10 protein-coding genes and 1 tRNA gene are annotated in these 13,755 nt (G+C 69.9%); 5 read left to right on the forward strand and 6 right to left on the reverse strand.

The annotated features are described in order from the left end of the window. Positions 1-35: 35 nt before the first annotated feature. The 4 genes from LQZ85_RS01590 to LQZ85_RS01605 all read left to right on the forward strand — a co-directional run bounded on the left by LQZ85_RS01590 (position 36) and on the right by LQZ85_RS01605 (position 7,489). The gene (locus LQZ85_RS01590; RefSeq protein WP_056279822.1) at positions 36-2,945 is read left to right on the forward strand and encodes a DEAD/DEAH box helicase family protein; all 2,910 of its coding nucleotides are present in this window, start codon (positions 36-38) and stop codon (positions 2,943-2,945) included. 87 nt (positions 2,946-3,032) lie between these two features. Continuing rightward, a complete protein-coding gene (locus tag LQZ85_RS01595; RefSeq protein ID WP_056279820.1) occupies positions 3,033-4,022 on the forward strand; it encodes a MoxR family ATPase in 990 nt (329 codons plus the stop codon). 13 nt (positions 4,023-4,035) lie between these two features. After that, positions 4,036-5,247: a DUF58 domain-containing protein gene (locus LQZ85_RS01600; RefSeq protein WP_056279818.1), complete on the forward strand. Its 1,212-nt coding sequence runs from the start codon at positions 4,036-4,038 to the stop codon at positions 5,245-5,247. Further along, positions 5,234-7,489, forward strand: a complete 2,256-nt coding sequence (locus LQZ85_RS01605) for a DUF3488 and transglutaminase-like domain-containing protein (RefSeq protein ID WP_056279816.1) — start codon at positions 5,234-5,236, stop codon at positions 7,487-7,489. The genes LQZ85_RS01600 and LQZ85_RS01605 overlap by 14 nt, the downstream gene beginning before the upstream one ends. A 36-nt stretch (positions 7,490-7,525) precedes the next feature. Here LQZ85_RS01605 and LQZ85_RS01610 read toward each other — a convergent pair whose 3' ends face one another. Continuing rightward, positions 7,526-8,416 carry a rhodanese-related sulfurtransferase gene (locus tag LQZ85_RS01610; RefSeq protein WP_056279814.1) on the reverse strand — a complete coding sequence of 297 codons (891 nt, stop codon included), beginning with the start codon at positions 8,414-8,416 and terminating at the stop codon, positions 7,526-7,528. A 9-nt stretch (positions 8,417-8,425) separates the two neighbouring features. Then, the gene (locus LQZ85_RS01615; protein ID WP_157538284.1) at positions 8,426-9,304 is read right to left on the reverse strand and encodes an aminoglycoside phosphotransferase; all 879 of its coding nucleotides are present in this window, start codon (positions 9,302-9,304) and stop codon (positions 8,426-8,428) included. Between the two features lie 244 nt (positions 9,305-9,548). On the opposite strand from LQZ85_RS01615, the gene LQZ85_RS01620 reads away from it, so the two are divergent. Beyond that, a tRNA-Ser gene (locus tag LQZ85_RS01620) sits at positions 9,549-9,636 on the forward strand. A 113-nt stretch (positions 9,637-9,749) separates the two neighbouring features. Here LQZ85_RS01620 and LQZ85_RS01625 read toward each other — a convergent pair. From LQZ85_RS01625 to LQZ85_RS01640, 4 genes are all read right to left on the reverse strand, one after another. Next, entirely contained in the window at positions 9,750-10,349 is a 600-nt protein-coding gene (locus LQZ85_RS01625; protein WP_056279811.1) for a GNAT family N-acetyltransferase, read from the reverse strand. Positions 10,350-10,378: 29 nt separating this feature from the next. Then, positions 10,379-11,017 carry a phosphatase PAP2 family protein gene (locus LQZ85_RS01630; RefSeq protein WP_072591647.1) on the reverse strand — a complete coding sequence of 213 codons (639 nt, stop codon included), beginning with the start codon at positions 11,015-11,017 and terminating at the stop codon, positions 10,379-10,381. 30 nt (positions 11,018-11,047) lie between these two features. Further along, complete coding sequence (locus LQZ85_RS01635; RefSeq protein ID WP_053099210.1) at positions 11,048-12,277, reverse strand: multidrug effflux MFS transporter; 1,230 nt, start codon at positions 12,275-12,277, stop codon at positions 11,048-11,050. Between the two features lie 295 nt (positions 12,278-12,572). Continuing rightward, entirely contained in the window at positions 12,573-13,724 is a 1,152-nt protein-coding gene (locus LQZ85_RS01640) for a cystathionine gamma-synthase (protein ID WP_053097421.1), read from the reverse strand. Positions 13,725-13,755: the final 31 nt, after the last annotated feature.

The following is a 13,755-nucleotide window of genomic DNA, read 5'->3' on the forward strand; positions in this document are numbered from 1 at the left end:
TGTCTGCCCCTGCTCTTTGACAGACTGGGCAGGTCATGGATCCCGTCGCCGCCCCTCCCCTCTCGACGTGGCATTTTCCGGGCACGCTGCGCACCTACCAGGCCGAGGTCCTCGACCGGATCCCTCCGGGAGGCGCAGCCCCGCTGCACATCGTCGCCCCGCCAGGCTCCGGGAAGACGCTGCTGGGCCTGCTGCTCGCCGCACGCGAAGGCCACCGCACTCTCGTGCTGTCGCCGACGGTGACCATCCGCCATCAGTGGGTGCGCACCGCGTCGGAGCTGGCGCCGGACGCGGCGGCCGTCTCGGATGATCCCGAGCGTCTCGGCGATCTGACGGTGCTCACGTATCAGCTGCTCAGCGTGACGGGAGACGGCTCACCCTTCGACGACCTCGCCAGGGCGATCTGGACGGAGGAACTCGTCGCGAGCGGCCGCACCGAGGCGGATGCCGCGACGTGGCTCGCCGAGCTGGCGGTCGACAACCCCGCCCGCCACCGCTCCGGCATCCGCAGTCGTGCGCGCCGACTGCGTTCGCGTTTCACCCGCCAGCGCCCTTCGGAGCTCGCTCGCGTGCTGCACCCGAACGCCGTCGCGCTCATCGACCGACTCGTCGAGGCGGGGGTGCGCACGGTCGTGCTCGACGAGTGCCATCATCTGCTCGACCACTGGGCGATCGTGGTGGCCTATCTGGTCGCCCGCATCCGAGAGAGCGGCGCGGAGCCGACGCTGATCGGCCTCACCGCGACCCTGCCGTCGCCCGACGACGAGACCGAGTACGAGAACTACAGCCACCTGCTCGGCGAGGTCGACTACGAGGTGCCGACACCGGCGGTGGTCAAGGAGGGCCACCTGGCTCCGTATCGCGATCACGTGATGTTCACCGAGCCCCTGCCCGCAGAGGCCGCGTTCATCCGACGGCACGAATCGCTGCTGCACGACCTGATCACGCAGGTGCTGTCGACCCCCGACGCGCTGTCGTACCTCGAGCATCACCTCCAACCCGCAGAGCCGCAGGACGCCTCTCTCGCCGAGACCCCGCTCGCCCGCCTCGACCGGGCCTTCGCGACGGACTTCGCCCTCACCCGGTCATGCGCTCTCGTGCTGCGCGAGGTCTCTCCGCAGCATCCGCTCATCGCCTCCATCCCGCCGGCCCTGCTCGACCGATGCACGACCGACGACCTGCTGACGGTCCTGGCACGGTTCGCCCAGGCACGGCTGCTCTCGGATCCCTCTGCCGTGCGCCAGTGGGAGTACGTGCGGCGCTCGCTCGCGGACTTCGGGTACGCGCTGACCGACCGGGGTATCCGACGCGGCCGGAACCCGATCGAGACCACTCTGGCGTTCTCCGCCGCGAAGGACCACGCGGCCGTCGAGATCCTCCAGCGAGAACTCGCCGGCGCCGACGGCCATCGGATCCGCGCGGTCGTCGTGACCGATTTCGTCGAGCACGGCAACAGCCGCGGTCTGGCCGGTGACGCACCCGCCGGGGCGCTCCGCACGTTCGGCCTCCTCGCCGTCGACGCTGTCACCTCCCGACTGCGCCCCGTGCTGCTGACCTCGCAGCACCTGCGTGTCCGCGCCGACGACGCCGCCGACATCGCGGTCGCGCTCGAAGAACTGCTCGGCGAGCCGGTCGGCATCGCGGAGGGCACCGGTCCCGTGCGCGACCTGCAGGTGCGCGCCGCCGGAAGCGGACGAGTCGTCGCGGCCGTGTCCGAGCTGATCCGCCGAGGCGATGTGCGCCTGCTCGTCGGCACCCGGGGGCTGCTCGGCGAAGGCTGGGACTGCCCGTCGGTGAACACCCTCGTCGATCTCACGACCGTGGCCACCTCATCCGGCACCCAGCAGCTGCGGGGGCGCACCCTGAGGCTCGATCCGGCATGGCCCGAGAAGGTCGCGCACAACTGGTCGGTCGTCTGCCTGATCCCGTCGCACGTCGACCTCGACGATGCGTCCGAGTCCCTGCGACTCCGTCGTCGGCATTCGCATCTGTGGGGGCTGAGCGCCGAGGGCGACGGCCGCATCGTCAGCGGACTGGGTCATGCACTCACCCCACCCGCCGTCGAGGCGTGGACTCGTGTGCTCGACAAGGACCCGTCGACGACGATCGCGGATCTCGGCGCCCTCGCGCGCGCGCAGTGGCCCTCTCGGAGTCGGACGAGGGAGGAGTGGCGGATCGGCGAGCCGTACCGTGCCCACGAACGGGAGACGGTGTCGATCCGTCGGACGACCCGCGCCCCACTGCTTCGCGCCGCGCAGACGGCGAGGGCGGGAGCGGTCGGCGGCTTCCTCGCCGGCGCCGCGACGACAGGCGTGCTCGTCACCCTGCTCGCGCTCTTCGGGGTCTCCTTCGCCCCTGCCTTCGGGGTCGCGCTCGCGCTGATCGGGGGCGCTGTCGCTGCGACCGCATCCGCTGTGCGCATGCTCGTCCGCTCTCTGCGCGATCGCTCGAGGCCGGCCGAGATCTACCGAGCCGCGGCGGTCGCCGTCGCCCGCACGCTGGAGGAGGCAGGACGCGTCGGGCGGATCGACGAGTCAGCGATCACTGCGCGGCCGGACGACGCCGACCCCACCTGCATCCGCATCGAGCTCGGCGGCTCCGTCTCGGACGCACGCGTGATCGCCGATGCCGTCGAGGAGCTCTTCGCACCGGTGCGCACACCCCGGTTCCTGCTGCGCATCGACGCGGCCGGGCTGCCGCGGGTCCGGGTGCTCGAACGCCTCGCCGACCGCCTCTCCCCCGGACGCACGCTTCTCGCAGTGCCTCGCCTGATCGCCCGGCGGCGCGGAGACGCCGAGCGCTTCTGCGACCATTGGCGGGCCCTGATCGGCACGTGCTCACTGCACGAGCTGAGCGGGGTGCAGGGACTCGCTCTGCTGCGTGTCGCGCGCAGCGCCGACAGCCGGGTGGACCCCGCAGAACCCCGGGCTCGTGTCTGGGGCTGATGCCCGACGCCGGTTCTCACCCCAACCGTAGGCAGCCGGGTTACGATCGGTTCACGCGCACCGCAGCGCCCACGCGAGAGGGAACGCATGCCAGAGAACCCGCCCCTGATCCCGGCCGTCGTCGACGCCGAGCAGTTCGCCGCGCAGACGTCTGCCATCGTCGAGTCCGTCGGACGGGTGATCGACGGCAAGCCGGATGCCGTGCGGAGCGCGCTCGTGTGCCTGCTCGCCGAGGGACACCTGCTGATCGAGGACGTGCCAGGCGTCGGCAAGACGATGCTGGCACGCGCGCTGGCCGCGAGCGTGGATGCGACCGTCCGCCGCATCCAGTTCACTCCCGACCTCCTCCCCGGCGATGTGACGGGCGTGAGCGTCTACAACCCCGTCGATCGCGAGTTCGAGTTCAAACGCGGCGCCGTGTTCGCGCACATCGTGATCGCCGACGAGATCAACCGCTCGTCGCCCAAGACGCAGTCGGCGCTGCTCGAGGCCATGGAGGAGGGGCAGGTGACGGTCGACGGGTCGACCCACATGCTGCCCGATCCGTTCCTGGTCGTCGCGACCCAGAATCCGCTCGAGATGGAGGGGACCTATGCGCTGCCCGAAGCACAGCGCGACCGCTTCATGATGCGCATCTCGATGGGCTACCCGGATGCGGCGGCCGAGGCGCTCATGCTGCGACAGCGAGACACCGTGAACCCGCTCGCCGCGGTGCGAGCGGTCGCCGACGCGGCGTCGATCTCGGGACTGATCGCCTGGGCGCGCTCCGTGCATGTCGCGCCGGCGCTCGAGGAGTACACGGTCGCTCTGGCGCAGGCCACCCGAGCCGACCCCAATCTGCACCTGGGTGCGAGCCCGAGGGCGACTCTTCAGCTGATCCGCGCCGCGAAGGTGTGGGCGGCACTCGACGGACGCGACTTCGTGATCCCGGACGACGTGACCGCGCTGATCGTCCCGGTCTTCGCCCACCGACTCCTTCCCGCCCGCGGCGCGCACCGCGCCGGAGCCCAGCCGGTCGAGGCGGCCCTGCGGCAGATCGTCGAGCGCGTGCGGGTGCCCGTGACCGCGCGCTCCTGACCCGCCGCTCGCCATGCCTCGCCGTCGAACCCTCACCCTGCGGGGAACGGGTGCGCTCCTCTCCGGTCTCGGCTGCCTGATCGCGGCGAACATGCTGGGCGCGCCGATCCTCCTCTACATCGGCATCCTCCTTCTCGTGCTCACCGTCTTCTCGGTTCTCGTCGTGCGGCTGCCGCGGCGCACGGGCACCGTCACGCGGCAGGTCTCGACCGACCTGCTGACCGTGTCGGAGACCTCGCGAGTGACCCTGCGCTTCACCCTGCGGGCCCTGCGCGTTCCCCGCGGCCTCTGGCGCGACGTGCTACCGCCCGCGGTGAGCGGCGACTCGGCGGGCGAGTACCCGTCCGAGACCGGCCAGCTGACCTATCTGATCACCGGCGTCCGTCGCGGCGTGTGGCCGATCGGCCCACTGGTGGTGCGCACCGTCGACCCGTTCGGTCTCGCGCAGCGCGAGCAGGCGTTCGGCGAGACGCGCACGGTCACCGTCGTCCCTGAGGTGTTCACGCTCGCGCCGCTGACCGTCAAGGTCGGGGCCGCCGGCGGGACCGCGCACACGTCCTCGAGTCGGCTCGGGCAGGGCAGCGACAATCTCTCGCCGCGCCGCTACATCCCGGGCGACTCGATGCGCCGCATCCATTGGCGGGCGACCGCGCATCGCGGACAGCTGATGGTGCGGCAGGAAGAGGAGGAGTCCAGCCCCGACGCTCTCGTGATCCTCGACCGCAGCGCCGCACGCTGGGCGCGCCCGGGTGATGCCGAGGACCCCGCTTTCGAGACCGCGGTGTCGATGTGCGCCTCCGTCGCCGTGCACCTCGTGCAGGAGGGATACGGCGTCGATGTGATCGACAGCGGCGGGACTCTGCTGGGCACGCTGCGCGGCCACGAAGACGATCGGGACGGCCTTCTCGTCGCCCTCGCGCTGGTCGGCCCGCGCGGCGAGCCCCGCGACCTCCCGACTCTGGTCGGTGGCACACCTCCGGGTCCGCTCGTCTACATCACAGGCGAGATCGACGACGAGGATGCCGCCCTGCTGCGCCCGTCCGGAGCGGCAGCGCCGATGCTGTTCGCGACCGCACCGGGCGCCGGCGTCGTCGCGGCGGCCGAGCGGAACGGCTGGCGCTTCGCGAGACTCGGCGACGACATCGCAGAGGCGTGGGAGGACGTGCTGCCCGACCGCATCGGCGGCACCGCGGACCACCGGGGAGCGACCGATGTCCCGAGCTGAACGACAGGCCGAACGCGGATCCCGCCTGTCGTGGCACCGCGAGCACGAGCTGCCCGTCGGCACCGTCCTGCCGTCGGTGCTGGCTGCGGCGGCCGGGCTCGTCGCGATGTGGCCGTTCACCTCGGTCATCGAACCCGGCAGCTGGTCGTTCGCGGTCCTCGCCGTGATCGTCGTCACGGCGCTCACGGGCATGACGTGTCGCACGCTGATGCGCGGCCGTCCGGCCTGGGCACGCGACCTCGTCACGATCGCCGTCCAGATCCTGGTGGTGATGGGCACCGTCATCCTGCTCGTCGCGGGCGACACCGCGGTGTTCGGCGTCGTGCCCACCGAAGCGACGTTCTACACCTTCCAGGCTCTCGCCGCCGCCGCCTGGGAGGAGATCGCTTTCGGTTCGGCCCCGCTCGCCGCATCACCGGGGCTTCAGGCGGTGATGGGCCTGGGGTTCGGCGTCGTCGCCATCCTGCTCGACCAGCTCGTCGCCCAGCGCGGCGCGATCCTCGCCAGCCTCCTCACCGCCGTCGTCGGATCCATGCCGATGATCGCCACTCTCGGGGGTGTGAACGTCGTCTGGTTCGTGCTGCTCGGCATCCTGATCCTCGTGCTACTGCGGTACACGGCGGCGCAGAATCCCGATTCGCCGCGGCGGACATCCGTGGCGGTCGCCGCTGGCGTCGGCGTCGCTGCGCTCGCGGCGACGGTGATCGTCGCACCGGTGCTGCCGGTCTCGGCCACTCTCACGGGTACAGGTACGGGGGTCACCGTCGATGCGTCGCTACGCCTCGGCGATGACCTGCGACAGCCGAACCCTGTCGAGGTGCTCACGTTGGCGACGACGGCGGACACCGCGCCCTACCTGCGACTCACGACGCTGTCGTCGTTCGACGGGCGCGTGTGGGAGCCCGATCGCGGTGACCTGCAGGCGCAGAGCGAGGGATTCGGCCCCGACGAGTGGGCGGACGACATCGAGACGACCGACCAGAACACCTCCATCCGCGTGATCCGGATGTCGAGTTCATGGCTCCCCGTGCCGTACCCCGCGACCGGCGTGCAGGGACTTTCCGCCGCCTGGCGGGTGAGCCCCGAGAACCGCACTCTCGCGTCTCGCAACGGGGATGCCGTCGGCAACGACTACACGGTGCGGTCGCTCGAGGTCTCACCGACTCTCGAGCAGATCCGCGCGCTTCCCGCCGCTTCGCCGATCGTCGACCCCGATGCCGAGCCGGTCGACCTGCCGGACGTGATCGGCGAGACGGCGGCCGAGGTAACGGCGGACGCCACGAACGACTACGACCGCTTGGTCGCGCTCCAGTCGTGGTTCCGGAGCCAGTTCGCCTACTCTCTCGAGACCCCTGTCGATGAGGGCTTCGACGGCACCGGAGCCGATGCGGTCGCCGAGTTCCTCGAGGTGCGGTCGGGATACTGCATCCACTTCGCCGGGGCGTTCGCGCTCATGGCGGAGAGCCTCGACATGGAGGTGCGCATCGTCGTCGGGTACCTCCCCGGGGCGCTGACCGAGACGACGCGCGGCGATGAGGCGGTGTACTCGGTCTCGAGCGACCAGTTGCACTCATGGCCCGAGGTCCTCTTCCCCGGCGTGGGCTGGGTCCCGTTCGAACCGACGGCGTCTCTCGGGGTTCCGACGGCCTTCAGCGCCGCGGCGACGACGGGCGGGGGGACGGGCGGCGCCGCGACGCCCGCTCCGACGGCGGCTCCCAGCACCGAGCAGACCTCGGGACCGGAGCTCGAGCGTGAGGATGCCGGCGACAACGCCGGCGCGACCGGGGAGCGTCGTCAGCTCGACCCCACTCCCGTCGTGCTGACGACGCTCGGGGTGCTGGTGGTGCTGCTGATTCCCGCATTCGCTCGTCTCGCGCTGCGGTTCGCGCGACGCGGGCGCGCGCGGGACGGTGACGCCGGAGCCGCGTGGGCCGAGCTGCGGGCGACCATGCAGGATCTGCGCGTACCCCTGTCGGACGCCGAGACCCCTCGCATGCGCGGCGATGACCTCGTGAGAGACAGCGGCGTGAATGCCGACGCCATCAGAGTGCTCGTCGCCGCAGTCGAGCAGGCGAGCTATGCGCGCCCCTCGGCGAGCGCGGCCCGAGATCTCGACGCCGCTCTGATCGATGTGACGGCTCAACTGCGCCGCAGCGTCGATCGCTGGACGAGGGTCCACGCGTTCCTGCTGCCGCGATCGCTCTTCGTCAGCCGCCGCACCGACGTGCCGCTGCTCGTCTGAGTAGTACCGCGACTGCCGAAGGTGGTGGCGAGGGGATCAGGCGGCGTGCAGCTCGCAGCGCACCGAGTCGCAGGATTCGCAGACGACGAACTGGGTGCGGCAGGCGGGGTCCGGGCAGTTCGCGGTGCGCTTGGTCGGCACACCGCAGCCGACGCACTCGCCGATGACGGCCGCGTGGTCGGAGAAGTCGACGGAGCCACGCTTGTCGAACACGTAGAGTGACCCCTCCCAGAGGCCCTCGTCACCGTACTGCTCGCCATAGCGGACGATGCCGCCCTCGAGTTGGTACACCTCGCCGAACCCGCGGGCTGTCATCAGGCTCGAGAGCACCTCGCAGCGGATGCCGCCCGTGCAGTAGGTGACGACCGGCTTGCCTTTGAGGTCGTCGTAGGCACCCGAGTCGAGCAGCTGCACGAAGTCGCGAGTCGTCTCGGTGTCGGGAACGACAGCTCCCCGGAAGCGGCCGATCTGCGCCTCGAGCGCGTTGCGTCCGTCGAAGAACACGACCTCGTCGCCTCGCTCCCCCATCAGCTCGTGCAGCTCTTCCGGTGTGAGCCGAGTGCCGCCGCCGATGACGCCGTTCTCATCGACCCGCAATTCGCCCGGCGCTCCGAATGACACGATCTCGTCGCGCACCTTGACGCTGAGCTTCGGAAAGTCGACGCTGCGACCATCGGCGTCGACGCCGGTGCCTTCGCTCCACTTGATGTCGGCGTTCTTGAAGGGCGCATAGGCCCGGAATGACCGCGCCCATTTCTTCAGCGCCAGAAGGTCACCGCCCAACGTGCCGTTGACTCCGTCCTTCGAGATGAGGAGCCGTCCGCGCAGCCCGAGCGCTTCGCCGAGGTCGCGCTGCCACACCCGGATCGCATCCGGATCGGCGAGCGGGGTGAAGACGTAGAAGAGGACGATCTTGGGGGTTGCCACCCAGAGATCCTACGTCGCACGAGCGGGAGCCCGACGCCGCAGCGGCACCCGAGTGCCGAGAAGCCGCCCGACGTGACGATGCACCGCGGGCACGAGTCCGACGTGCTCTCCGGCGTCCGCACGCGTGAGCAGCTTCGTCATCACGTACAGCTGAGAGACGATGCCGCTCTCGGTCTCGAGGTCCCGACGGAATCGCCGCGCGATCTGATCTGCCACGTGCGGAACGGCCAGGGAGTGTCCGAGCAGGAACGCCGGGTCATAGCCGCGCGGCGCCAGACCCCAGGACTCCCAGTCGGCGATCGCGAACGGCTCCCGGTGAAGGTTGTTCCAGTGCAGGTCGCCGTGGCTCGCCACCCAGTCGTCCTGGTCGACGTCGAGGTCGATGCCGAAGAACACGCCGATCCTGCGGCGCATGATCTCGGAATCGAGCACGGTGCGCTCCGTCGGCGTCGCCGCGACGGCGTCGAGGTTGCGTTCGAGCGCGGTCCACCACGTCTCGTCCAGCCCGGGCGTCCGCTCGAGCACGGATGTCGGAGCGCACACCCGACCGGGAAGCAGGCTCATGAGGTCGGCCCGATACACCAGCGGTCCTTCCTCCCACGCCCGCGCGTCGATCAGTCGGGGCTTCTCGACCCCGGTGATGGTCATCGCGTCCTGGTTGCCGACCCACCACGAGCTCCTCGCCCACTCGCTTCGAGCCCAGACGACTCGCAACCAGTATGAGGAGCCGGCCCGTTCGACGGCTGAGCCGATCGACCGGTCGCGCCATCCGAAGCGGGAACGGCCGATCGCATCGAGGCCGAGGTCTGCGAGAGCGCGGGAGTGTGCCAGGCGCAACGCGGTGCGCACAGGAGTGCTGGCCACGGTGGGCAAAGGGTCTGTCGCCATGAACGTCCTTCCGAGACGAGTTCGCCGATCGGTGTCGGCTGCGCGGCCGGGCTCACACACCCTGGCCGTGCGCTCTTATATGACTGCACAGTGTCTACGTTCGAGGCTAGAGAGCATCGCTTTGCGGGCGCAAGGCTCGGACAGATCGCATACCGGTGGAGCGGCATCCCGCCGGATGATGGCCTCCACACGAGCTGGTCATGGGCTGCCCACCCGATCGGATAGACTGTTTAGGTTGTTCCTTGGTGACGTGTCCGAGCGGCCGAAGGAGCACGCTTGGAAAGCGTGTGTTGTGCAAGCAACCGCGGGTTCGAATCCCGCCGTCACCGCCAAAAGCATGAAGGGTCTCCGCGCCAGCGGGGGCCCTTCATGCTTTTTATCGAGCGCTGGGGATTCGGGGAGGCGCGAGCGCAGCGAGCACCGGACCCGCCGCCCGGCCGAGAGCTCAGTCGAACGTCACGCCGAAGCTCTGTCCGCCCGGCTCCGCAGGGAGCGGTGTCATGCCCAGCCGCCTGTAGAAGGCGGCGGCGCCCGTGTTGTTCGGGTCCATGCCCAGATGCAGCCCCCGCACTCCGCGGCGGCGCAGTTCGGTGAAGAGCGTCTCGATCAGCTGGCGCCCGAGTCCCTGACCCTGGGTCTCGGGCAGGAGGTCGATGTGCAGGTGCGCGGGGTACTCCTCCGCGTTCGCGTCCCGGCCCGGGGCCTGCGCATAGCCGTATTCGATCATGCGATCCTCACGGGTGCTCGGCTCGTCGACCCTCGGGTACCGCTCCTGTCGCATAGGCCACCACTCGTCGCGGAACCAGGTCGCGAAGGCATCCGTGTCGTCCGTCGCCACGATGTAGCCGATCACGCGCTCGTCGTCGGTCTCGACGACCCAGGCGAGGTCAGGGTGGCGTTCGACGTACGGCACGGCGAAGAGGTCACCCCAGAGCGAGTCGTCCGAGAAGATCCCGGTCGCGTCGGCTCCGGCATCCGCAGTCCTGACGCAGACGTCGTAGAGGGCGGCGCGGTCGGACGGACGATACGGACGGATGCGCGACAATGCTGCTCCTCGATGCGATGTGGACGGTGTCAGCCTACCGGCGCGACTGCGGGGTCGTCCCGCTGCGACGTCGACTGCACCCACGGCAGCAGCCAGGCCCCCAGCACGAGAACGACGCCGGCGCCGACCAGCGCACCGCCCAGCGTGTCGGTGGCCCAGTGCACCGACAGGAGAGTACGCGAGAGCGCCATCGCGACCACCCAGAGGATGCCGAGGATCGCGGTCCACACGCGAGGGAAGACCAGCCACAGGACCATCGCGATCGTCGCCGCGTTGGCGGCGTGCCCCGAGGGGAACGATCCGTAGTCGCTCACGACGATCATGTCCTCCGGGCGCGCTCGTCCGAACAGGTGCTTCAGCAGCTGCACGGCGCCGGCGCTCGCGAGGAACGCCACAGCGGCGAACACGGCGGCCTGCCATCGCCGAGCCACGAGAAGAGCGGTGATCAGCAGCAGCGGAACGAGCAGGATCGCTATCCACCCGCCGCCGATGCTGTTCAGCACCAACGCGAACGACAGCATCGCGTCGGTGCGGTACGTGCTGATCGTCTCGTTCCACCAGGTGTCGAAGCCGGGAGGCTCGGTGTACCCGAACACGATCGCCGCTCCGAGGAGCGTCGCCGCGACGAGCATCCCTATTCCCCACCACAGCAGCGTTCGTGATCTCATCGAACCATTCTGCCGGTCGGAAGCTGAAAGTCAGGGAGCCAGCATGCCGACAGTCCGTGGACGCACGATCAGCCACAGTGACAGGACCCCGATGGCCGCGCATCCGACCATCACGGAGGCCATGGTCGTGGCAGTGATCCCCGCACCCTGAGAGACCCAGCCGACGACCGGCGAGATCAGCCCTGCGACGCCGAAGTTCGTGGCTCCGATCACGGACGCCGCGGTGCCCGCGGCCTTGCCGTGCCTGTCGAGAGCGAGCACCTGCACGTTCGGGAAGGTGAAGCCGCAGGCTGTCATGAAGACGAACAGCGGGATGACCGTGCCCCACAGCCCGAGGCCGAGCTGATCGGTCACGATGATGGCGATGCCCGCGAGAAGCAGGACCGCCGTCGAGTAGGCCATGACCCACTGCGGTCCGAAGCGCGCGGCGAGTCGCGAGGCCGTCTGCACGCCGGCGACGACACCGAGCGAGTTGACCGCGAACAGGAGACCGTACTGCTGCGCGTCGAGCCCGTGCGTCTGCTGGAACAGGAACGGCGAGGCAGACAGGTACGAGAACAGACCCGAGAAGGTCATGCCCCCGATGATCAGCACGCCGATGAAGACGCGATCGGAGAACACCGAGCGGTAGCGCTGCATAACTGTCGCGCCGCCCTTCTCCTGGCGGCGTGCGATCGGCAGCGTCTCGGGGATGAAGACGATGGCCGACACGAGCATGACGACGCCGTACAGGGCCAGCACGACGAAGATGCCGCGCCACGGCATCAGCGTGAGCAGCCATGAGCCGATCAGCGGGGCGATCACCGGGGCGACGCCCGACACGAGGGCGAGCCGCGACAGCATCACCACGAGCCTGCGGCCGCCGAACAGATCGCGGACGATGGCCATGGCGACGACGCCGCCCGCGGCCGCTCCCACGCCCATCAAGACTCGCGCGCCGCTGAGCAGCGGAAGGGTGGGCGCGTACGCCGCCGCCGCACTGGCGAGCACGTGCAGCGCTGTCACGACGATCAGCGGGATTCGGCGGCCCACTTTGTCACTGAGCGGCCCCACGACGAGCTGGCCGAGCGCGAAGCCGATCATCGTGCCCGTCAGGGTCAGCTGGATCGCTGCCGCCGTGGTCTCGAAGTCCTGCTCCAGCACCGGGAAGGCAGGCAGATACAGGTCGATCGTGAACGGGCCGAGCGCGGTGAGCGCGCCGAGCAGCACGATGTACAGGGCTCGACGGCCGTTCGAGATCGAGTCGCCGGGGTGCAGCATGATCGGCGCGGTGGCCGGGTTCGAGCCGAGCGTGCGGATCGCGCCCGTCGACGACGGGATGCGGATGCTGCCCGTGGCGGTCCGCTCAGGAGCGGGGGCGGTCGGGATGGAGTCAGTGCGTGGAGCGTCGGGCACGACGGTCCTTCCGGAGTTGGGGGGGATCAGGTGAGTCGCGAGGGATCACGTCGCGAGAGCGGCCGAATCCGCGACGGAAGTCGAATCGATTCGATCCGGGCGAAGTCTCCATGCTACAGCCCGCTCGCGCCCACCTGCGTGCGCCATCGACGCTGAGGGGTCAGCCGAGGCGAGCGAGCCCCTGCTCGAGGTCGGCGATCAGGTCGTCGACGCCTTCGATGCCGACGGACAGCCGAACGACGTTCTCGGGCACGGCGAGCGCGGTGCCCCGCACCGAGGCGTGGGTCATGTCCGGCGGGTATCCGATCAGCGACTCGACACCGCCGAGGGACTCCGCGAGCTGGAACAGCTCGGTCGATTCCGCGAACGACTTGGCTGCATCGGCACCGGCGGAGAGACCGAGTGACAGCATCCCGCCGAACCCGCTCATCTGCCGCGTGGCGACATCGTGCCCCGGGTGAGAGGCGAGCCCCGGGTAGTACACGGTCGCGAACTCCGGGCGGCCGGCTGCCCATTCGGCGATGGCCTGCGCGTTCTCGGAGTGCTGGCGCACCCGCACCGCGAGCGTCTTGATGCCGCGGGTCGTGAGCCAGGCGTCGAGAGGCGCGGAGACCGCACCCACCGCGAACTGCTGGAACTTGACCTGCTCGAAGAAACGGTCGTCGCGGAACACGACAGCACCGCCCAGCACGTCGGAGTGCCCGCCGAGGTACTTCGTGGTGGAGTGCACGACGAGATCGGCGCCGAGCGAGAGCGGCTGCTGCAGTGCCGGTGAGGCGAAGGTGTTGTCGACGACGGCGATCGCCCCGGCCGCGTGGGCGATCTCGGCGATGAGCTCGATGTCGACGATCTTCAGCAGCGGGTTGCTGGGCGTCTCGACCCAGACGATCTTCGTCTCGGGCCGGATCGCCGCGCGCAGCTCGTCGACGTCCGACAGCTCGACCGTCGTGGTCTCGATGCCCCAGGGCGCGAGCACCTTGGTGAGCAGGCGGTAGGTGCCGCCGTAGACGTCGTTTCCGAGCACGATGTGATCGCCGGGTCGGAGGATGCCGCGCAGCAGCGCATCCTCCGCAGCGAGCCCCGACGCGAACGACAGCGCGTTCGCGCCGCCTTCGAGTGCGGCGAGCTGCGTCTCGAGCGATGACCGTGTCGGGTTGCCGGCTCGGTTGTACTCGTACCCGTCTCGGAACCCGCCGATGCCGTCCTGCACATGCGTCGAGGCCTGATAGATCGGCGGGATGATCGACCCGGTGGTCGGGTCAGGCGCCTGACCTGCGTGGATGGCTCTGGTGGCGAAGGCATGCTCGGACATGTCCCTCAGCCTACGTCCGCTCCGGCGACCG

The organism is Microbacterium sp. Bi98 (assembly GCF_918698045.1).
Taxonomy (GTDB): domain Bacteria; phylum Actinomycetota; class Actinomycetes; order Actinomycetales; family Microbacteriaceae; genus Microbacterium.